Raw genomic sequence first — 23078 nt, 5'->3', positions numbered from 1 at the left:
ATTAATCCAAAGGAACAGTTTCCGGGTCATACTTTTCAATATCCGCATCAAAGAAGGCAATCTCTCCAATATGGAAATACTTTTTATTCTGCGAACTTGTTAACACATTGAAACGGAAATATTTAAACTTCTTACCAGGCATTACAAAATCCGAAGCGTATTTTGTCTGACGTGTTGTAGGCAATCCGGTCAAAGTAGAAACGGTTTCCCAGTGTTCACCATCCGTACTAATCTGTAATTCCGCGGAAGTAGGAAATCCATCCGAATTTCCGGTATCCCGTGTATAGTATTCAAATGCAAAATTTTCATGTTCTTCCTTTAAATCAATCTGTATATAATGCGGCAGATCGACTTGCGGAGAATGCCAGTTAGTGTGGAAGAAAGAAGGATCCGCCGTTTTACCGTCTATCAGACGATCGAAATATCCCTCAGACGCATCCGGATAATTACAAGATAACTGGTCTACCGTCAGGCTAACTTGTGCACGAGATTTCTCCGTATACGATGCTGGCATCGCTCCCGACCGCGCTTTTAATTCCTGAACCGTTCCAGCTTCATGAGCCGCATTAAAAGTCTGCAAATAGAACGTATAGTCTCCGAAACGTGCACGAGTATTCTCTATCAACATTTCCGTTGTTCCCTTAGAAGCAATCTTACAAACATTTTTCTTTTGCAAAGGATCATAATAGCGAATCTGCATATAAGCATAATCTCCTTCCGGTGCTTTCCATGACAGTTTTATCTGCCCCGGTAAAGCCTCCGGTATGACAGTCGAAAGTTCAACGGCTGCCGGAGCTCCTCCCCCTACTATATCGAATTCTTCAAAATTCTTATCACAACCAACCATTCCCAGAAAAGTAAAGGCTGCAATCATATGTTTAATATTCAATTTCATAGCTTTTATCTTTTTCATTAACTAAACTTACCATCCCGGATTCTGATTCAAATTCGGATTCTTACGCATTTCCGAAGCCGGAATCGGAAAGAAATACATCTTATCATCCCAAACCAATGGCTTATTTATTCGATTATAACGGAAGCTCCCATCCGCATTTTTAGTAATCTCCATACGCCCGATATTAGTGAAGCCACCTTCTTTCCATCGACGGACATCCCAGAAACGATGTTGTTCAAAAGCCAATTCTACCATTCTTTCTTTTTTATACCGTTCCCAGAAATCAGTTCTAGAAATATCATCAGGAAAATCCGGCATTTGTACATCCGAACGCTGACGCACCTTATTGACAGCTGCGCAAGCCGACATTTTAAATTCATTGTCTGTGGCACCGGCTGAGCCCAAATAGCGGAATATTGCCTCTGCGTAATTCAGATAGAATTCTCCCAAACGGAAAATGACCCAGTTATGCCTTTTACCTCCACTACCACTCTCCGCACTGATATCAGTAGACGCATCCAAATACTTCTTCAAATAATAACCGGTGGGGGTAGCATAAGGAAGAGGTAAGCCGTTCTTACCACCAATAAATGTTTCCAACGGATTCGGATTCGTATTCGGCCATTTGTCACCATTGCAAGCGATTGTCATGCTGAAACGAGGATCTTTATCTCCATTAGCCTTAGATTCATAAGCATCCACCAATGTTTGTGTCGGGCAATTACCAGAATTGGCATTCTCCATACCAACCGGGAAGTTTGTATATTCCGGGCTACTTGTATCTCCGATACGACGAACGAAAATCATTTCAGAAGCTTGATAATTATCAGTACCCCAAATATCCGTATATTTTCCAAGCCGGATGCCGTTAGCCGTACAATAATCAATAACAGCCTTATTAGCCATAGCAGCTTCACGCCATAAATTCCGATCTTCACCACCACTGAACAACTTGCTTGCTCTATATAATGTGGCACGGGCTTTTAAAGCCAAAGCCGTTCCCTGTGTGACACGACCAGCCTCCGGATTGGAGCCACCTGCAGCGTCATTGTCCAAAGCAGAATAAGAAACAGGCAATTCCGGTGCCACTTCCTCACATTCACTGATAATAAAATCAAATATTTCTGATGCCGGAGTACGTGAAAGAGAATTGGCTTCTTTCTCTGTCAATACATTCTGTGTAAAAGGCACATCCCCATACGCACGCACTAGCAAGAAATAGTAATATGCCCGTAGCAGACGAACTTCATATTGGTAACGGTTGAACCTATTCATTTGAGCCTCATAATCCTGTGCATAGCGTAGATCATAGAAATCCAGTTCTTTACTTTCTTCCAGATAATAATTAGCCGCGCGAATACCAGAATAATACCCCCATAGAGATTTAGGATTCAATGCACTCCAAGCACCATTCGTATAGTCGAGAACGGATGAATAAGTAACAGCCATTTCTGCTTCATCACAAGCGGAAGCCATTGACTGATAACTTGGTAAATCAGAATCCAGATAACTATAGATATTATTCACAAATCCTGCCGTACGGGAAAAGTCCGAAAAGACATAGCCCTTATCGTATGATGTGTATTCATGATAATCCATTTTATCGCTGCAAGCTGACACCACCGCTATACAAGCTATTCCTAAGCATATATTTTTCAATTTCATAGTTTCTTTCTTTTTATAGCGTTAAACGTTAAAATCCTACCGACAAACCAACATGAATAGAACGAGTAGCAGGATAAGAAGTACTCATCGCTTCCGGATCCAGTTGGTCAATACTATCGAAGCAAAGCAAATCGACTCCTCTTACATATACTTTCGCATTTTTCATCCAGAATTTGTTCAACCAAGAAGAAGGGAGCTTGTAGTACACTTCACAATTGCGCAACTTTAAGAAAGAACGATCTGCCAGCCACAAAGAACTTGTCTGTAAGTTGTTATCAACAGTCTCCGTTGTCAACCTTGGAAAACGAGCGTTCGGAGTTTCCGGTGTCCAGCGATTCCGGAAAACATAATTAGAAATTGTCGTATTATCCACCAAAGGATGATAGTAAGTTCCTGACAAAATCGCCGTATAATTTCCCACTCCCTGGAATTGAGCACTAAAACCTAATCCCTTCCATTCCAAACCAAGACTGAACGAATAATAAGTTTCAGGGCACGTACTATTATATCCCATAGCTACTCTGTCATCCGAATTAATGACTTTATCACCGTTCATGTCCTTGTATTTGATATCTCCGGCCTTTACCGGTCCAAACTGCTGCGGCAAGCTATTATCTATATCCGCCTGATCCACAAAATATCCAATAGCCTGCAATCCAAAGATCTGTCCCACCGGGTTGCCCGTAGAACGAGTATAGTCATAAGCGGCAGGTTCTTCCAGCATCTCTATGATTTTGCTTCGGTTGTAAGTGAACGTTCCTCCCAGATTGAATTCCACGTTACCAATCTTCTTGCAGTAATTGGCACCGATTTCCGTACCCCAACTATCTACGATACCCGCATTTACATAGGGACTGGTTGCGCCGAGCACCGCCGAGTTTTGTCCGTCTGAACTAACCCAAATATCCGAACGTCTTTCATAAAACCCATCTACCGTCAAAGTCAACCCCTTGAACAAGGTAGCATCCACGCCTACATTATATTTATAGGCTTTCTCTGTGGTTCCATTAACAGAAGCCAAACGACCTTCATGCCAGCCTCCGTCACCACCAAAATTGTTATTTATCGGATAACCGTTACCACCGCCTACGGTCTCATTCCAATAACCGTTACCGGGAATATTATCAGTATTCAGCATACCGAACGAAGCCCGTAGTTTCAGGAAATTCACCACATTCTGACTTTGCATGAACTTCTCATTAGAGATAAGCCATGCCAACCCAACTGTAGGAGATACATTCCAACGATGATCAGGCGCCAACAGGTTGGAAGCAGAAGCCATCAATGTGAAATCCGCAAAATAACGGTTCTTAAAACCATAATGAGTATACCAACCCGCATTCTGACGGTAGAACGTATTATTAATGCCTTTAGCATTATCATATTTATAGGTATAGAGCAACATGGAATACAGACTGTGCGCACCAAACTGACGTTGCCAGTCTACATTCAATTGAAAGTTAAAGGCACGGTATTGCCAGTCAAGTTTGCTGTCGCCCGACATTTCCGTATCTTTTCCTCCGGTTATTTCCTCACCTGCTACCGGCAGCCCGTTTTCCCAGGAAGCGACAGATACCATACCATATTTATATCCTTTTGTATGATTCTCCCAGTAAGAAGCGAGATTGTCATATCCCATACGGACAGAAGCCCCCAGACCTTTTGTCAAAGAAGATAAGTCCTGTCGCAAAGACATATCAGCATATAATCCACGGGTATGTCCTTTTGAGTATGCACGTCCTTCGGTCAACGCTACCGGATTCCAGTTTTCGCCCCAAGTAGTGTTTCCTCCCCACAAGCCACTTTCCGTACGAATTGGGAAAGCTGCCGAAGGCAGTTGGTACAACTTGGCTATCAAATTATCGCTGCCCATACCCGGACGACTGAATTCATTCAAAATCCCCATGATATTGGCCTGCATCTTTGTTTTCGGAGACAAATCAATATCCAAGTTAGTACGGAAATTAGCTTTTGAATACTTTTCCTGAGTAGAATAGTCAGCATTTGTATCGAAATTCTTGATAAATCCACGATTGTTCTGCAAATTCATCATCGTATAATAACGCATCTTGGTAGATCCTCCGCGAAAACTCAATGTCGCGATATCTGACGCTCCACGATCACGAAAGACCTCATCCCACCAGTTTACATTCGGATAAAGATAAGGAGAGGTGCCATTCTTAAACGCATTCAGTTCATTCTGAGAATAGCGCACCTGCTTACCATCATTTGTCAATGCCTCATTCAAAGCAGAAGCATACATATAAGCGTCCGCCATTTCCGGCTTACGTGTCATATAATTAAAAGCATGATCATAGGAGAAATTAATCTCACGAGTATTGTATTTACCGCGTTTTGTCACAATATTGACTACACCATTCACTCCCCTATAGCCATAAAGAGCCAATGCTGCCGCATCACGAAGGACACTGACCGATTCCACTTCTTCCGGAGTGATATATTTCAAAGCCTGCCAATTATTATCCCGCTCAAGCCCGTCCACTACCAACAAGATTCCATTATTGCCATTCAGTGTCTTCAGTCCGCGAATATACATTGACGGCATCTGTTCCCATACCACACCGGTACTTTGCATGGTAGTCAGTCCCAACACATTGCCATATAAGGAATTCCCGATTGAAAAAGCCGAACTTTTGTCTATATCCTCCGCATATACAGTAGATACGGCACCGGTAGACTCCGCATTCGTTTGCTGCAGACCAAATCCGTAGTTTACTTTCTCTGAAGAGTAATCCATGACAACGGTCAGTTCCGAGCCGCCGTTTACTTTCACTACCTTCGTTGCATCATCACCGGTCTGTACTTTCAACCGATTTCCTTTCACCGCGATGATTTCAAAACGTCCATTTTTATCTGTAGCTACCCGTACCAACGGATTCTCTTCAACTGAGACTAAAGCTCCCGCTACCGGTTTCCCTTCTTTATCGAGCACCCTTCCGGTCACATTATCTTCACTTTGCGCCCATCCGTTCAAGGTGACACAAGCGAACATCGCTAAAGCTAATATCTTATATTTTTTCATTGTATTCTTATCATTAATCGTAGTTATTCCACATTAGTTCCATCCCGGATTTTGAGTCAATCCGTATTTCTTATTCACCTCTGATGGTGGAAATGCTGACAAATACCACTTCGGACTAAAATTACTCCACCATGCACGAGAAGGATTCACTAAAGGAAAAGCTTCATAAGTGAATTGCGTTGGTTTGGGATAAGTGCTGCTGTTTCCGGTACTTCCTGACCAAGGCGTGTTTCCTCCCCCATCGTTTCTATAAATCTTCAATCCGTGGAGTTGTTTTCTGAAAAGATCATCTCTTTTATATCGTGTCATATCAAACAAGCGTACATCTTCCAATCCCAGTTCGCAAGCACGCTCTCTAAGAATCTCTTCCAATAAAGCGTTAGCGTCGTTCGTCAGATTCTTATCCGGATTGCAAGCCGCCAAGTCACCTAACCCAACACGGGCACGTACCTTATTTACTTGCTCGATAGCCCCCGTTAAATCATTCTTAGACTTTAGCAATGCCTCCGCATAAATCAGATACATTTCTGCTAGACGCAGATACGGCCATTGCAGATATTTATCTTTCAGTGAGTTGACACCTTCTTTATAGAATTTATAACATCCGAATCCAGTAGCATATTTACCAGTCTCTTTCTCCGTATCATTGATGTTGTCACGTCCTCCAATCCATAATTCGGCAGCATGATCGCCAAACTGTGTTCCATTCACCAGCATCGTCTCATACAGTCGCGGGTCACGAATCGGCTTGTTATAATCATTGTCCGTATAAAACGGATTTGTGGTAGAATTCAACTGGAAAGGTTCACCCTTACTCATTGGAAACATCTCCATAAATTCTAATGTAGGAGTTAGTCCACCCGTAATAACCGTACCATTTCCGCTATTGACAAAAATATACTGCCATTCATCCCATGAATTAAATTTACTAAAGCGGGAAATATGCGTAGAAATCAACAGTTCTTTATTATTCTCACGAGTAAAATAAGCCTTATTGTAGGCATCTCTGTAACCTTTTGCTGTAGCTTCTGTCGCCTGCGTCAGTTCATAATATCCTTTTGCTTGAAGTTCCTTAAAAAAATCATCACAAGCCTGCCAACACTGCTCCCACAATTCCGGCTTATAAGCACCATACCACACCTGATGATTAGTCACAGCATCTTGTGGCGGTTCCGTACAATAAGGTTCATCATCATTAAATAACGGACTGGCTGCAAACAAAAGAATCTTACACTTTAGTCCCATAGCGGCCGCTTTGGTGAAACGTCCTTGCCAGTTCGTGTCATCTGTACCCAAATCCCACGGGAGTTCGGGAGTAGCAGCAGCCTCATCTAAAAGATCAACCATATACTTCACTGTTTCTTCCACCGTAGCGCGAGGCAATTCATAAGAAGGCTGTACGTCATAAGTTTCCTTGATTAAAGGAAGTCCTCCAAAATGACGAAATAAATCAAAGTAACGAGATGCGACAATCACCTTAGCCTCTGCCGCCAAACGCTTTTTCTCTGCATCCTCCATATCCGGAACTCGACCTACATTCTCCACAAAAAGCAACGCAGCGCGAATCGCCTCCCAACAGTTCTCTTTCGTATACCCGAAGCGTGTATCATCGCTACTATCCTCATCTCCGGCCTTATAAGAGCCTGAATAGTATTTCCGGTTAATTCCATTCCAGTCTGTATGGCTATGCCAACAATCGGACATCATTTCAAAGATTCCGGTATTCATTTTTCCCTCCACCGTATTCCAATATACTGGGAGTGCGTAATAAAGTTTGCTATAAGTATCCCACAAGAAAGCACGGGCATACGTAGCTTTTCCGAAGATTGTATCTTGCGTTACTGCCACACCTGGAGCTTTTTCCAGAAAGCTATCTCCAAATTTTACCTGATCGACACAAGAAGAGACAAACAAAGCTACTCCCACAAATGCCGCTATAAACCATTTACTAAAATGTTTCATCATATTATTCATAAAGCATTAGAATCCAAGTTTCAATCCAACATTAAACACACGTGTCAAAGGATAATTAGGGCGAGAACTCTGACGAGATTCCGGGTCTCCCCATTTGAATCCGGTAATAGTAATCAGATTATATCCATTTACATATAACCGGCAATTATCCATTTTCAATTTCTTCATGAAAGGGAAATTGAAATTATAGCCTATTTCCACACTTTTCAGACGCAAATAGCTGGCATTAATCAGATACAAGTCAGACCCAGCATAATTATTGGAAGCATGCAAACTGGAAGTACGCGGGAATTTAGCAGTGAATGTATCAGCCGATGAACGCCACGTCGTATTATACTGATAGAGCAACAATCCCTTTTCATTCGTATCACCCAACGGACGTCTGAATTCGTCCAACATGCGATCCACATTCCAAGCTCCTGTCCATTGCATAGAGAAATCGAAGTTCTTCCAACTGAACCCGGTATTCAATCCGGCAGTATATTCCGGCATATCCGTATATCCTATATCGCGCGTAGCATCATTGGAATTTATTTCACCATCGGCATTCAAGTCCACATAAACACAGTCACCAGGCACCAACGTAATACCATGATTAGCTATCGGATGTCCAAACTCTTCCTGATAACGCATATCCGCCGTTTCATCATAAAATCCCCAAAACTTATACATTGAACGGGAACCGATTCTACGCCCTGTCTCATACATCCAAGGTTCATTTTGTTCTACCTCATTTTTATAGACGATTTTATTTCTTGAGAAAGAAATATTGAAATTTGCCCAGTATCTGAAATCATTCTTCAGAGTTTCATTCCACTTCAACTGTACTTCAAATCCTCTATTCAATGTTTCTCCAACGTTCACGGAAGGAAGTGACATTCCCAAAATACCCGGCAAATAATCCGGTTTAGATAAGATATCACTACGATCTTCCCTAAAGTAATCTAAAGAAACCGTCAAACGCTCTGCCAAGAAAGTGGCATCCATTCCATAATTCTGCTTTATAGCAGTCTCCCACTTGGCATCCGGATTAGAACGGCTGACTTCACTGGCACCAGGCATTTTATTTCCAACATTCTGTCCAAAATAATATCCACCATCACCATATTGATAGGAATCGGGCAAATATAAGAATCGTTGTGATACATCATTACCCACCATTCCTACAGAGGCGCGCAACTTTAAATAATTCACTACGCTCTTAATCGGCTGGAAGAAAGACTCCTCACTTACAACCCACCCCAATGAACCAGCCGGAAAGAAACCATACCGATTTCCCGGACGGAAGTTCTCCGAACCATTATAGCCCGCATTAAACTCTGCCATATAACGGGTTTTCCAATCATAGGTCACACGTCCTACCAAACCTACATATCCGGTAGGTATGTCGGAGTACTCTGACGGATAATATTTCTTCGACTGATTATACAATAACAATCCTGTCACATTATGGTCACCAAACTTACGGGCATAATTCAAAGCCAGCTCCATATACCAGTTACGTGCTTTAGAAAAGCCATTGTCAGGTTCCCCGTAACTTAATTGAGAATCAGTTCCATATTTACGAAGAGAAATAGAACCATCCGCATTTGCAACAGGCGTATAATAAGCCTTGGATGAACTTGCCTTTTTGGTATTGGCATATTCTGAATTATAAGCACCTTTCAGTTTTACGGACAGTCCTTTTGTGATGAAGTCCAACTTCTGGTTCAATGCAAGGTCTACATTCAGAACATTTGTCGTCTTTGTCTGAAAACCTTTTCCATAATAAGAACTCAATCCGTCCACTCCCGTAAAAGGAAGAATCTCAGAATTAGATACGACCCGTTCACCGTTTACAATACCTGCACCCGCAAAAGGAACCGCCCAATAAAGCTTACGGAACAACTGGTTCTGGTCTTCACCTGATTCCGGAGTACGTTTGGTTTCTATACGACCGCCAATATTCACTGAAAGCAAGGTCGTCTTCGTTACATCAAAGTCCAAATTAGCGCGATAATTGTATCGCTTATAATCAAAATTAAAGTCATCCGTCGCATTAAACTGTTTGAACATACCACCCTGTGTAAACAAACCGGCAGAGACGAAATATTTCATATTACTGGTTCCACCTGATATATTCACATTATGTTGAGACTGAAAAGCAGCCTTATTCATACAATAATCAATCCAGTTAATATCCGGATACAGCAACGGATTAGAGTGATTACGGAACGTTTCCAACTGTTCGTCGCTAAAAGTAGCCACTCCACCATCATTGACTTTCATCATATTATAATAGGAAGCGTACTGGTAGGAATTGGCAAACTCCAAATCTTTCGTCCGCACATTGACACCCGCCGATGTGGAGAAAGAAACCTTAGCCTTTCCTTCCGCACCACGTTTGGTAGTAATCAAGATAACGCCATTGGCACCCCGCACACCGAATACTGCTGTAGCTGAAGCATCTTTCAACACAGTCACACTCTCTATTTCATTCGGGTCAATCTGTGAAAAGTCACGTTCTACACCATCTACCTGAATCAACGGCTTCGCATTGTTCCATGTAGCGACACCACGTACATAAATATCTGCCGCATCCGCTCCCGGCTCACCCGAATACTGTACGGATGAAATACCGGTTATTTGCCCGGACAACACATTGGATAAAGACCCTGCCGGAGTTTTCAGCAAATCATCTCCCTTCATAGAAGAAATAGCTCCCGTGATGGACACCTTTTTCTGTACACCATAAGCTACTACCTGAACTTCTCCCAATGACTGTGCATCTTCTTCCAAAACTATATTGAGACTAATACCTTTCTTAATGGTTACCACTTTTTCCTTGTAACCGATAAAACTAACTTTAATTTTCGCACCGGAATTCGCATTGAGAGAGAAACGCCCGTCTATATCGGTAATGGTCCCCAGCGTCGTTCCCACTAACGTTACATTAGCACCAATCACAGGCTCACCATTGGCATCCACCACCGTACCTGTCACTTTGGAATGTTGTTGCACTACCTCTGACATGGGCCTGTCATCACCATATCCTTTCAGAGGAATCAAAAGAAACAAAAACAACGAGAGTGCTATCGGCAATAGCCGACATTTCTTTCCCGCTTGTCCTTCATAGAATTGCTTTTGTCTTTCCATTTAGTATAAATATTAAGATTAAACATTAAGTGAACTATATGGTTATTCTATCATCCATGTAGAAAAACCAATGCAAATGTAAGAACCCTCCTATCAGCAGGGCTCCAATAATACTTATCTTAGGGTGAATTTTAATTACTCTACCAAATTGAATGATAATTCAACCTGTGAATACGAAGATTCTTCCCTCTTACTTGGCAGGAACAGCCAAGAAGCGTTCAATATACTCTGAAGGTAACATTCCGAACTCTTTCTTAAAGCAGGAACTGAAATATTTGGGATCATTGAATCCCACCGCATAAGCCAATTCGGAGATACGGATATTACTACCTTTTTCCTCCATGATCCGACAGGCAGATTTCAGGCGGACATTACGAATAAAGGCCGACGTATTCAGCCCTGTCAAAGATTTAAGTTTCTTATATAAGGTAGACTTACTGGTTTTCATTTCATCAGCGAACTGTGGCTGATCAAATTCAGCATCTTCCAAATGCCCATTCACACAATCAATAGCCCTTTGCAGAAAATCCTCATCCAGACTTGTATAATTCAAATCCTTCAACTCGAATACCAACTGATGTTTGAAGTCGCGTACTACTCCTTCCTTATATTTCAACAGATTACGGATACGTGCATAAAGCACAGGCAGATTGAATGGTTTGCTGATAAAAGCATCCGCCCCCACTTCATAAGCTTCCGCCCGGTCTTCTTCCTTATTCTTGGCAGTCAACAGTATCACAGGTATATGACTGATCTCCAGATTACTTTTCACATATTTGCAAAACTCTATCCCGTCCATTTCGGGCATCATCACATCCGACACTATCAAATCTATGTCCTCATTCTCCAACACGGAAATTCCTTCCTTCCCGTTTTCCGCAGTAAATACATTATATTCACGTTTCAACAGTCTTGTCATAAGTTGCAGTAACTCTTCATTGTCTTCTATCACCAACACCGAATGTTTCTTCTTCTCTACCTCCGAATCATCCATTGGCTGCGTATCTTCTTCTTCAGCGTAAGTCATCATTTTCTGTATCGGCACGATAGCTTCATCATCAATCTGGTCTTCTCTGAAATAAGAGCGGTCAATAGGAATACAAACAATAAACTCCGCACCTTGCCCGGTTTCACTCTCTACAGAGATCGTACCTTCATGCAGTTCTACCAGATTTTTGGTCAGCGACAGTCCGATTCCCGTCCCAATCGTGTTGAACTTGCGATAGTCTCCTTCATAAAAACGTTGAAAAAGAGTTGTCTGCTTCTCTTTTGAAATTCCTTTTCCGTTATCTTTCACTTTCAGGAGTACATGGTCTCTATCTTCCGCATACGACAGAGTGACTTGTATAAAGCCGCCTTCTACTGTATATTTAGCCGCATTAGACAGTAAATTATATAGAATCTTATCCAACTTGTCCGTATCAAAATAACCTGTGATTGACTCCGGGTTACACAATACAGAGAAATGTATTTTCGATTTCTTTATCAAAGGCTGAAAGCTTTCCGCTTCCTTTTTCACGAAAGCGGCTATGTCTCCGGGAGAGACCCGAAGCTTTAAATTCCCTGTTTCTGCCTTACGAAATTCCAAAATTTGTTGCAGCAAACGTATCAACCGATGGATATTGCTCTGCATCACCGCATACAAGTCGGTATGCCAGGGAGCCTGAGTTTTAAGTTCGTCCACCGTGGCAGAAATAATGGTAAGCGGTGTCAGTAATTCATGAGTTATATTGGTAAAGAATTGCAGTTTGGCATGATTCAATTCCTCCGCCTTCATTTTTTCCATTTCGCGCAACCGAAGCTCATTACGCAACAAAATGCGGTTGCGCGTGATTTGGAACAGCCAGAAAACTGCTCCGGCAACCAACAATACATATAAGATGTACGCCCACCAAGTTGCCCAAAACGGGGGAAGTACCACAACCGTCAATTCTCGGACATAACCGCTCCATATTCCATTTTCATTGGTTGCCTTCAGACGGAATGTATAAGTTCCGCTTTCCAAATTATTATAGTAAGCGAAACGTCGGTCGGCATTCGTGTATACCCATTCTTTATCAAATCCTTCCAACTGATAGGCATATCGATTCAGTTCCGGATTCTTATAGGTAAGTGTGGCAAACTCTATACTAAAATTATTGTATTGGTAAGGTAATTCTATTTTTTGAGTGAAAGCCGGAGTGAACTTAGATATTTTTCGCTGTATATCCAATGGCAACAAAGTTATGGAGCGGTTGAATATCTTAATATCAGTAATAGCAAGCGACACCTCTCTCTGTTTCTCTTCCATATTCTCCGGAAAGAAACAGTTATATCCCCTGTATCCTCCAAAAAACAATTCTCCGTCGCGGCTGCATGCAGACTGGGAAATGAAGAAATTCCCTTGCAGCCCGTCAACTTCAGTATATACGCGAACCACTGCATCCCGTTCTATCGGTTGTGCACCCAACTTCACCAACCCCGCATTGGTACCTAACCACAGATTTCCAGTTTTATCTTCTTCAATACTGCCGACCATATCACCGGGAATATTATATTCCTGATTTTTCCCATCAAAGCGGTCATTTTTACGGTCGTAAAGATAAAGTCCTCCTCCTTCTGTCCCTGCCCACAAACATCCGGCCTTGTCTTCATAAAGACACAACACATTATTTGTCGTCAAGGCTCCGTTATAAAAGCTGTAATTGCTATACTTTAAAGTGGAAGGATGCTGAATATCCCCCTGAATATGAATTATCCCGTAGTTTGAAGTCGCTATCCACACACTATTCTCACTGTCGGTGATGATGTCGCGCACATAAAACCAGTCAAGCCGTGTATTGTCCGTAAATGTTATATTACTGAACAAAAAACTCTTTCCATTAGCCAACAATACTCCCAAACTGCCACGAGTTCCTACCCAGCAGTTTCCATGTTCATCCTCATAAAGTGCAAAGACACAGGAGTTACCCAAGAATTTACAGTTATCCACCGTCAGGTTCCTGACTTTCTCCCCCTTCTGATAAATAAAAATTCCCCCATCGTAAGTGCCAAACCAGATTTCCCCGCTATTCCGCCGTTGCATCACAGAGTAAACGGTCGGAACAGTTATGCCTGCAAATTCCGGCATTTGTGAATGAGACTTCAGTTTACCGGTCACAGATTCAACGCAAGCCAACCCATACGTACCAATCCCCATCCAAATATTACGTTCTGAATCCGCAAACAATGCACGTACGGAAGTAATGGGGATATCATTGTCCGCAAAATCCAGACTATGGAAAGCAAACATCGGTTGATTTGTATCAACCGCCAATACGCCTCCACCGATAGAACCAATCCACATCATTCCTGCCTTATCGCGCAGAATTGTATTGATTTCATCACAAAAGATGTAATGGGAAGAACTGCGGGACTTATAATTAATGAAGCGGCCGGGGATATTTTTACTCATAATACTTAGTCCGCTACGGGTCCCTACCCATAATGTCCCGGTATTCAGGTCTTCATTTATATCATACACAATATCATCGGATAAACTTGTACTGTCACCTGTTTTATGCCGATAGTTCACATAAGATACCGTCCGGAGATTTTTGGGGTTGTTAAGTTTAAAAAGCCCACAGTCCCAACTGCCTACCCAAATATTCTTATTTGTATCTTCATAAATGACATGTGCAGAATTACGTTCATTCATGGTAGGATAAGCATAAAATTTTTCGGTGGAAGGGACATATCTATATAACCCCGACGACCAGGTACCTATCCACAAATCCCCCTCCGAATCTTCCAACAATGATTTAATAGCGGTATAATCCAACACTCCTCCGGTCAGTTCCCGGTTATAAACCACAAACGTGCCATTTTCGGCATCGTACTTACACAATCCGGCATCCGTACCCAGCCAAACGGAATGGTCACGCATCACCAGCAGACAAGATATCACATTGTTCGGAATGACGGGAAACAGTATTTTCTTTATTTCTCCGGTTTTCTTATCCAATATATTCAAACCTTCCTGCGTACCTATCCACAAGTTATGGTCATAGTCGTCCGCCAAACAGAGGATATTATTATTAGTCAGCAGTCCGGGAGTATACAGGTTTGATTTATACAAAGTAGTTTCATAACCGTCATATTGATAGAAGCCATAACGACTTGCCAGCCAAACAAATCCATCTTTATCCTGATATATTTTTTGTATTTCGTCCGATGGCAAATTATTCAAGGCAGGAAACCGCTTGAATTTCAGATTGGCGACAAGGTTATCTCCTGATGCAAGTAGTGCAGTAGAAGGTTGCATGCAGAATAAAAATAAAAGAAGTATAATCTTTCTATTAACAATATTTACGCATCGTTTATTTTTCATATAGTAGATTTGTAGTTTTATTGCAACAAAAATAAACACTTTTATCTATTTAATGAGAGAATTATCATTCTTTTTTGTCTGTTTTTAGATTATTGTCTATCAAGAGAACCGCACTACGCCATTATTACTTATTTGTTTTTCACGGATTTGAATTAATTCATCGCTACATCTATCTATGCAACTGAAGACACACCTGACCTGCTTCCTTATTCATTACTAACTGCCCTCTCTTTCATTAATAACAAACTTTCTTTTGATTATAGGTAAACTTCCTATTACCAGTATGTAAACTTACTTTTCATTAAATGCAATCTATAAATGAAAGTTGCGTTTATAAAAACAAAACTTGCAATTATATAAATGAAAGTTTCATTTATATAATCAAAGCTTGCATTTATAGTTTTCTTATAATGCAAAAAAAGTTTAGGTCCTATACAAAGGAAGTTTATCCCTTATAGAAAAGAAGTTTTCCTATAATAGTTTGGAAACTATCTATTAACACTTCTTCTGCCAACGATAGATGAAGGATTTAGCAGAATAGACAATCTGTGAAAATCAGGGTAGAAAGGTGAAAGGAAGGTGAAAGCCAGCCCTTCACCCGCTAATGCCGATGAACAGGGCATTGTGAAAGGTGAAGGGTCTTTTCTTGAATATGATTATTTTAGTATACCAGCGTAAGGCAATGTCTGCAACCACAATTCCATAAAACGATCGTACACACAATATCCCTCTTCTGCCTTAAACACATATTCCTTATTAATCAGAAATTTAAGAGCTGCATTAATACTACTCGATCCTTTCAATCCATACTTCTTAATAAATAGAGAGCTATTAATGGCCGAGACGAATTGCTCCCGGGCGATAGCACGCAACAAAGTAGACTGATTTTCGGTCAACATACCATATAGACGCTGATATTCATCCACCTCGGAGCGAACTATATCCGCCAAACATTTCTCAAATATGGTTTCATTCAAGATAGCTTCCCTTTGTTCATAAAGCCGGTTCAGCACATACTGTATATACCATGTATAACCATTAAAACGTTGGTAAATCATCCGGAAAAGTTCATCACTCAATTCTTTTCCTCCTGCCTGCATCCAACGTATGGCAAAAAGGGAATAATGTTCTAAAGGGATAGGTGCCAGATTCATCTTTTCCGTACTCCGGTAAAAAGGACGTTTTGCAGATCCAAACATTTCTGCCATAAGATGCTGTTTGCTTCCTGAAAAAATGAAATGTACATGAGGTAAAAACTGAATGTAAAAACGTAACAAGCCCTCTACCCCTTTTTCCGGATACTCAGTGATCTGCTGAAACTCATCAATAGCAATATAACATTCCTTTCCCGAATGTTCCAGGTAATCAAAAATCTCTTTTAATGTTGCTTGTGCCTGGGAAGGTTGAAAATCAAGAGTTGCTTGTGGCACTCCCGTTAAGACATCCGGGGAAAACACTAAACGGCAACTTTTAAAAAAGCCGCTGATTGCCGCCAACGTCTTCTGCGATAAATTATCTAATTTACCAATCACAGTCTGCCCGAACTGAATGATAAAATCATCCAGACATGTAGTAGAAAAAATATCCATATAAAAACAGGCTGCCTCCGGATAATCCTGACGGATCTGATAAAATGCGTTCTGTATCAATCCGGTCTTACCCATACGGCGAGGACTCATTAAGGTCACATTTCTTCCATTCCGTAAAGCGGAAATAAGGCGTTCTGTGTCTTCTACCCGGTCACAGAAGTACTTAGGTCCCGCATAGGCATAAATCAGAAAAGGGTTATTTACGTCATTCATATTCAAGCAATTATTTATAGCGTAATTTGTGTAGCACTTTTTATGCTACACAAATTACACTATAAATATTGATTCTACCAAACTTTTGCTAGATATTCATCTTTTATAACCTTCCAACGATCCCAAACTTAACGTTCCGAGAGAGTATGAATTTCATTAGCAGACTAATTGTTTACCAATACAGCTGCTCCCTGTGAAAGAATCTCCAGCTGCACTTTACCGTTCTCTTTCACTTTTAACGGCACAAGCTGCGGTTCTCCTTTCTTATCATCCTTATACAGGGAAACCGTTTTCCCGGCAAACATTTCTAAATCCAGTTTCAACTTTACTATTTCTTTCCCGGCATTAATGGCCGCCACATACCAAGTGTCACCGTGACGACGTGCCAAGACTACATATTTCCCCGGATATCCATCAATGAAGCGTGTCTCGTCCCAAGTGGTAGGAACCGCTTTCATATAGTTCATACAAACAGGAGAAACATCTTCCAGGTTGTTGGGAGCAAGTGCAAAGTTTTGTACCGGATTCTGAAATAATACAGTAGTGGCCAGTTGGAATATATCAGTAGTGCGACGCGTAGTTCCTCCGTCATTGTTGCGGTTCAGTCGTTTGTTCAGGAAACAGCCGCCAAATTCCATGCTACCCACCGTATTGCGGATAAACGGATGCAGACAAGCATTGAAAGCCTCTCTATCGCAGAAGTGCTGGTTGAATACCATATTCTCGGATGCCAGTACGGCTTCACTACCAACATAATTCGGATACATGCGTTCCCATCCGCGAGGGATTGTACAACCGTGGAAGATCACCATCAGGCCGTGATCGTCGGCATCACTCAAGATATCTTCATACAGGCGCATCGTCTCTTGCTTGTCACCACCAAAGAAATCGACTTTAATGCCTTTTACTCCGAGACTCTGTAACCATTTCATCTCCCGTTTGCGGATAATGGCGTTGTCCATGTGATTAACCGGTCCTTGCTCAATATCATTCCAATAACCGGAAGAGCTATACCATAAGAAGAGTTCCACGCCTTTACTACGTGCGTATTCTACCAAAGACTTCATGCGTTCGCGACCGATGTTCGTATCCCACCAGTTATCAATCAACGCATACTCATACCCCATTGCGGCAGCAAAATCAATATATCGCACCTGATCGTCATAGTTGATACTACCATCCTGCCAAAGAATCCAGCTCCATGTGCCGCGTCCGAAACGGTAGTCATATTTTGTTTCATAAAGAGGACGCACGACATCCCACGCAATAGTTGTTTCCACAATCGGTTTCAAAGTTTCGCCAACTGTTATGGTACGCCAGGGAGTAGCTCCCGGCAAGGCAAATGCCGGAGCAACCGTTCCGTTGCCATTATTTTCTTCTGCCATTGGGAAAGCAACCGTATACAAATTACCTTCGCTCACATCACTCAAGCGTGAGCCGCAATATCGACTATCCACTCCTGTCTCGCTGACCAGCACCCAACCATCGTCACCGATACGGAACAGGCAAGGGAATGTGTAACCATGCCCGTACTGGGAACGGTCACTCATCGGAGCATCTGCCTTGTATTCTTCCTCATAACTGGGTTTTGTACGCTTCCATCCTATCATGGCATCGCTTTGCGGACACAAGAAAGTAGTAGTCTGTTGCGGAAAACGGAAACCGGTTTCTTCGGCAGTCACCGTTACACTTCCTTTTCCATCCTGACGCGGCAGGGCATAACGAAAAGCTACATCATTGTTGCTGACACGAAAGACAACATCCATTTTCTGTCCTTTCGGGTTCTCAAAATGACAGTTCAGCTCGTTTGCCTGATAATGCACTTGTGAAGTTTTAATACGATCCTGATAGTAGACAGTATCAATAGGGGTGACCGTATGCCCTGTCAGTTTCATTCCTTTAGCAAAGTCACCGATATCCGTGTTCATACCCAAAGGCGATTTCTCCAGCATGTTTTTCCCATTATAGGTAATGGAATAACTTGGCTTTTCGGTAGGGGAAGTAAAGACAACCAATTGCAGTTTTTCATCCGGTCCTTTCACGACTACGTCTTGTGCCATCAGCGAAGTCAGACAGCAACCAGCCACCATCAGAGCGCTTATTATCTTCTTCATATTATTCATGTTATTATGTTCTTCATTTATTTCCTGTTATTTCTCATTTGCCTTTTTTATCCGGATCACCGTAAAAGAGTAGGCAGGCAATTGGCAATCAAACTTTTCTGCCACTTCCACCGTATCTTCAACAGGTAGCGGAGTATCTGCCGGTTTACCGGTCAGTACGGTTCTCTTTGCAGAAGGCTGTACCGCACCGATTCCGGAAAGGTCGACATGAGTATTCACCTCTACAGGAAGTAAGTTGACCAACTTCACAATCACATCTCCACTTGCCGAATCGCGGACAATGGAAGAAGCAAAACGTTTCTGCACTTTATCGTCTTTATTATCCAAAGTGATCTTCGACGGCAAATATTCGTTTCCGGCATTCTGTCCGTAGAGTTTCTGCACATAATATCCGGTGGTCGGTTTCACTTCCCGGTTATTGAAGTAAATCAAATCCGGATTCCATTGGGTATGTCCTTCTTTGGCGAGAAGAGGAGCGTAAGAAGTCATGTGTACAACGTCTCCATTGCGTTCCAGGGCAGCAAGATAAAGAGCTTCCGTCAGTGCAGTTTCGATATTCGCTTTTCGTCCCGGGATATGAGTCGCATATTCGCCCAGATATACTTTTGTCTTTTTCGAACGGTCGTATTTATCGTAGAAATCCTGATTGTTCAGGAACCATCCCGGAGTCTGATAATAATGTTCGTCCACCATCGGCACACCCAGTTTGTCGGCCAGTTTCCATCCTTCTACGTAGTCTGTACCTTCATTGAACGGTCCTACTGTACCTACAACGATCATTTCCGGATATTTTTCTTTGATGGCATTAAATATCATTGTAAAACGTTCTTCGAAGATATCGGTGATGAGATCTTCATTTCCGATACCGATGTATTTCAGGTTGAAAGGTTTCGGATGGCCTGCTTCGGCACGTACCTTTCCCCACTTTGTCTTCTTAGCGTCGCCGTTTGCCCATTCTATCAGATCAAGAATATCCTGAATATAAGCACCCATTTCGCTCATTGGGATACCGCCTTGCTGCCCGCCTCTCAAGTCACCGTGACAGGCAGAGTTCTGGCAAGGAACACCAGCAGCCAATACCGGAAGCGGTTCCGCACCAATATCTTCGCAGAATTGAAAATATTCAAAATATCCCAGTCCCATGCTTTGATGATAACCCCAAAGGTTACGTTGCGCCTTTCTTGCTTCTAACGGACCGACTGTGTTTTTCCATTGATAAATGTTTTTCAAGCCATCACCATGAGCCACACAGCCACCGGGGAAACGGATGAAACGGGGATGAATATCAGCCAACACTTGAGCCAGATCTTTGCGAAGCCCGTTCTTACGTCCTTTAAATGTATTCTGCGGGAATAGGGAAATCATGTCCAGATTCAATTCACCAACAGATTGAGGGATGATTTCGAGATGAGTGTCCGCAGTAGCTTTAGCAGTTATCACCGCTTTATATGTTTTCCATTGACGGGAAGACACTGTTAGAGAAGTTTCTCCACACACATTTCCTTTTCCATCTACCAGACGAACCTGCAATTTATTTGATTTACCCTGCGGAACCCGGGCGAAGATGGAAAAATCATATTTCTCTCCGGTGTTCAGTGCGATTCCATCAAAACCTGTATTTTCTAATGCAGCTCCCGGTTGTTCTACATTCAGCACGGCATAATGTGGGTTATTGATATGAATAGGGTCGGTAGTATCAATAGTGAAAGTCGTTTTCTCTCCTTTCAGTGCCCAAGAATGAGTGCTGTTCCAGTTCTTATCTCCTTCCCTGTCCGAAGGGTCGTACTCGAAGTCGCGGTTTTGGATAAGTTCTGCATAGAGTCCTCCGTCTGCCGAATAATTGATGTCTTCAAAAAAAGCGCCCAGCAATACATCACTAATGGCTTTTGCACCTTCCGGTTGTACAGTGACCGTTGCTTTTACAGGCTTCAAACCGGCAAAACGTTCTCCATCCTGTACCGGACGTTCTCCATGTAATGAGTTCCGATATTGATTCCAGCCATAATTTTTATCCAATCCATCCACCAAGGTCCAAGCTACCCGGTTGATATTTCCTTTCTGCTCTTCTCCGGCAACAATAGCTTTCACTCTCACTCCGTCAAAATCCGGCGTAGTACGGGGATATTTCTGACTGGTCCAGTTGATTAAATCCTTGGAAGTAGCCTGGCCGTATCCATCATGGTCATTCAGTTTCCAGGTACAAATCCATTCGCCATCGGGCGATTGTTTCAAATAAGGATCGAGCATTTTCTTCTGTGATCCCCAGCGGCTATAATCGCACCGGAGATATCCGTAGTTCCGGCCACTTTCAAACCAATTTTCTTTATCTGTACTCCAGGCAAAACGGAGTCCGCTGCGTCCGTCGTCTCCGGAAGTTGCAAAAGAAAACAGATAAACCGAATCGGGTGTACTCGTCATTTCTTTGATTGCAGCTAAAGTGAGCTGCTGGAACGACAAAAACAAGACAACTAAAAAGAGGAATAATTTTCTCATGGTATATATTGCATTAAGATTATCAATCGCAAAGTTAAGATTTTCATCATTCTAACAAGCGTGTTTCATATAATAATTGGTAATTATACACTTAAAAAATATATAAGAAACAAGTAAACAAGGGTAAAATATACACTTTTCCCCATATCGTATACTGTTTTCCTGGATTACAACTAGTTGAATCCATCTTATCAGAATAACTCAAAAGAAAACAAAAGGATGGGAATACTCACTGGGAAGCGAAGATTACCCGCCTGAAAAACAATTGGTTTAACAAATCAGGGACAGGTATTTTTCTCCTGTCCCACGAGATATTTTAGTTCAGAAACCTTCGGGTTTACCATAGACCTTGAAGAGGCGTTTCAACTCTTTTTGGGTAATCGGTATGACAGTGCCGTGGCGTGGATGGAAATCCATACTGATAGCATGGTCAATCACTTTGAAATGTTCCAGATCGGAACTCTCGGTAAACTGGTATTTGCCTTTCATATACACATCATACATCAAGATATACTTATCCGATCCAATCAATGGAAAGATGCCCGCACCTTCTACTGCATCCTTTGTCTGCTGCTTATAGTCATCCGATTCCGTCCACAGTCCAGAGGTCAGAGAGGAAGTAACAGCCTTTTTAATGCCATTTCCATTCCCTTCCGTTTTATAGAACAGGTGATAAAGCCCGTCTTTATAAATGATATCTCCGTCAATACATGACTTTTCGTTTTTCGGAAGAAACAGCGGTTTTGATTCTCCTTCTATATCGGTAAAATCCTTGTTAGCATAAGCATAATAAATGATGTCCGAACCATTGCCATGTTGCATGGACCAATAGATCATGTATTTCCCGGCCTCCTTGTCATAAATCGTTTGTGGCGCCCACACACGTTTCAGGTTTTCCTGATCGGGATATTTCTTCTGGATATTCACGATATTGGAAGTCCAGTGTACAAGGTCTTTCGATTTCAGCAATACCATGGCGCGATTAGAGCTCCATCCATTGGCAGATACCATGTCTGTAACTACCATATAAAATGTCTTCCCGTCTTCACAACGCAAAATATGGGGATCGCGCACTCCGCCTGTTGAACTAATCACACGGGAATCAAGCACCGGTTGATTTCCATTCAGGGCTTTATAATTATATCCGTCGAGACTAACAGCCATCCTGACAGCTTCTTCACTCATGCGATTGCCGGTGAAGTAAACAAACAGGTAAGCAGACTGCTGGCAATATCCAGTCAACACTCCTACGAAGAGAAGTACGAAAAGGGTGATATTCTTCTTTATATTCATCATTATTTCAATGCTTGTCTATCAATTAATCAAATTTTGTTCTTCAACAATTTAAGTTTCGTCCTCCAACAGTTTCATTCTTATCCATCAACAGCTTAGTAGTCAAAATCTGCAGATTTCACATATACCCGATATTCTTTAATCATACCCGGGTATTCTTTTTCGGCACGAGGCAGATAGCGGAAGCCAGTTACTGTTTCTACTTTACTCAAATCAATCACCAACTGATGAGGATAAGGAACATTGTCCACGGTCATCCAGAAAGTAGATTCCTGCAAGTCGAATATCTTGTCGGCTGTACGGTTGC

At 42.0% G+C, this 23078-nt stretch carries 11 protein-coding genes; all 11 read right to left on the bottom strand.

The window, feature by feature from the left end:
• Position 1: 1 nt before the first annotated feature.
• Positions 2 to 895, bottom strand: a complete 894-nt coding sequence (locus ACT8YW_RS04020) for a discoidin domain-containing protein (RefSeq protein ID WP_008016750.1) — start codon at positions 893 to 895, stop codon at positions 2 to 4.
• A 27-nt stretch (positions 896 to 922) separates the two neighbouring features.
• Positions 923 to 2560: a RagB/SusD family nutrient uptake outer membrane protein gene (locus ACT8YW_RS04015; protein WP_444104079.1), complete on the bottom strand. Its 1638-nt coding sequence runs from the start codon at positions 2558 to 2560 to the stop codon at positions 923 to 925.
• 28 nt (positions 2561 to 2588) lie between these two features.
• Positions 2589 to 5603 (bottom strand): SusC/RagA family TonB-linked outer membrane protein, encoded by a 3015-nt coding sequence (locus tag ACT8YW_RS04010; RefSeq protein ID WP_444104078.1) that lies wholly within the window; start codon positions 5601 to 5603, stop codon positions 2589 to 2591.
• Positions 5604 to 5636: 33 nt separating this feature from the next.
• Positions 5637 to 7577 carry a RagB/SusD family nutrient uptake outer membrane protein gene (locus ACT8YW_RS04005; protein WP_444104077.1) on the bottom strand — a complete coding sequence of 647 codons (1941 nt, stop codon included), beginning with the start codon at positions 7575 to 7577 and terminating at the stop codon, positions 5637 to 5639.
• A gap of 6 nt (positions 7578 to 7583) precedes the next feature.
• Positions 7584 to 10712 carry a SusC/RagA family TonB-linked outer membrane protein gene (locus ACT8YW_RS04000; protein ID WP_004314408.1) on the bottom strand — a complete coding sequence of 1043 codons (3129 nt, stop codon included), beginning with the start codon at positions 10710 to 10712 and terminating at the stop codon, positions 7584 to 7586.
• Positions 10713 to 10902: 190 nt separating this feature from the next.
• Positions 10903 to 15060 (bottom strand): hybrid sensor histidine kinase/response regulator transcription factor, encoded by a 4158-nt coding sequence (locus ACT8YW_RS03995; protein ID WP_444104076.1) that lies wholly within the window; start codon positions 15058 to 15060, stop codon positions 10903 to 10905.
• 656 nt (positions 15061 to 15716) lie between these two features.
• Entirely contained in the window at positions 15717 to 16862 is a 1146-nt protein-coding gene (locus ACT8YW_RS03990) for an AAA family ATPase (RefSeq protein ID WP_444104075.1), read from the bottom strand.
• A 164-nt stretch (positions 16863 to 17026) separates the two neighbouring features.
• Positions 17027 to 18976, bottom strand: a complete 1950-nt coding sequence (locus tag ACT8YW_RS03985) for a glycoside hydrolase family 97 protein (RefSeq protein WP_444104074.1) — start codon at positions 18974 to 18976, stop codon at positions 17027 to 17029.
• A 36-nt stretch (positions 18977 to 19012) separates the two neighbouring features.
• The gene (locus ACT8YW_RS03980; RefSeq protein WP_444104073.1) at positions 19013 to 21478 is read right to left on the bottom strand and encodes an alpha-L-arabinofuranosidase C-terminal domain-containing protein; all 2466 of its coding nucleotides are present in this window, start codon (positions 21476 to 21478) and stop codon (positions 19013 to 19015) included.
• Positions 21479 to 21799: 321 nt separating this feature from the next.
• On the bottom strand, positions 21800 to 22771 hold the full coding sequence (locus ACT8YW_RS03975; protein ID WP_444104102.1) for a glycoside hydrolase family 43 protein: 972 nt from the start codon (positions 22769 to 22771) through the stop codon (positions 21800 to 21802).
• Between the two features lie 95 nt (positions 22772 to 22866).
• Positions 22867 to 23078, bottom strand: a 212-nt coding sequence (locus ACT8YW_RS03970) for a discoidin domain-containing protein (protein ID WP_444104072.1), incomplete at its 5' end; no start/stop codon positions are given.

This window comes from Bacteroides sp. (genome assembly GCF_052357945.1).
In the GTDB taxonomy this organism is placed as follows: Bacteria; Bacteroidota; Bacteroidia; order Bacteroidales; family Bacteroidaceae; genus Bacteroides.
This window is presented reverse-complemented; position numbering and strand designations above follow the sequence as displayed.

Bases quoted from the DNA above. Each gene is read 5' to 3' on its own strand.
- ACT8YW_RS04020 (WP_008016750.1), bottom strand. From the start codon at position 895: ATGAAATTGAATATTAAACATATGATTGCAGCCTTTACTTTTCTGGGA.
- ACT8YW_RS04015 (WP_444104079.1), bottom strand. From the start codon at position 2,560: ATGAAATTGAAAAATATATGCTTAGGAATAGCTTGTATAGCGGTGGTG.
- ACT8YW_RS04010 (WP_444104078.1), bottom strand. From the start codon at position 5,603: ATGAAAAAATATAAGATATTAGCTTTAGCGATGTTCGCTTGTGTCACC.
- ACT8YW_RS04005 (WP_444104077.1), bottom strand. From the start codon at position 7,577: ATGAATAATATGATGAAACATTTTAGTAAATGGTTTATAGCGGCATTT.
- ACT8YW_RS04000 (WP_004314408.1), bottom strand. From the start codon at position 10,712: ATGGAAAGACAAAAGCAATTCTATGAAGGACAAGCGGGAAAGAAATGT.
- ACT8YW_RS03995 (WP_444104076.1), bottom strand. From the start codon at position 15,060: ATGAAAAATAAACGATGCGTAAATATTGTTAATAGAAAGATTATACTT.
- ACT8YW_RS03990 (WP_444104075.1), bottom strand. From the start codon at position 16,862: ATGAATGACGTAAATAACCCTTTTCTGATTTATGCCTATGCGGGACCT.
- ACT8YW_RS03985 (WP_444104074.1), bottom strand. From the start codon at position 18,976: ATGAAGAAGATAATAAGCGCTCTGATGGTGGCTGGTTGCTGTCTGACT.
- ACT8YW_RS03980 (WP_444104073.1), bottom strand. From the start codon at position 21,478: ATGAGAAAATTATTCCTCTTTTTAGTTGTCTTGTTTTTGTCGTTCCAG.
- ACT8YW_RS03975 (WP_444104102.1), bottom strand. From the start codon at position 22,771: ATGAATATAAAGAAGAATATCACCCTTTTCGTACTTCTCTTCGTAGGA.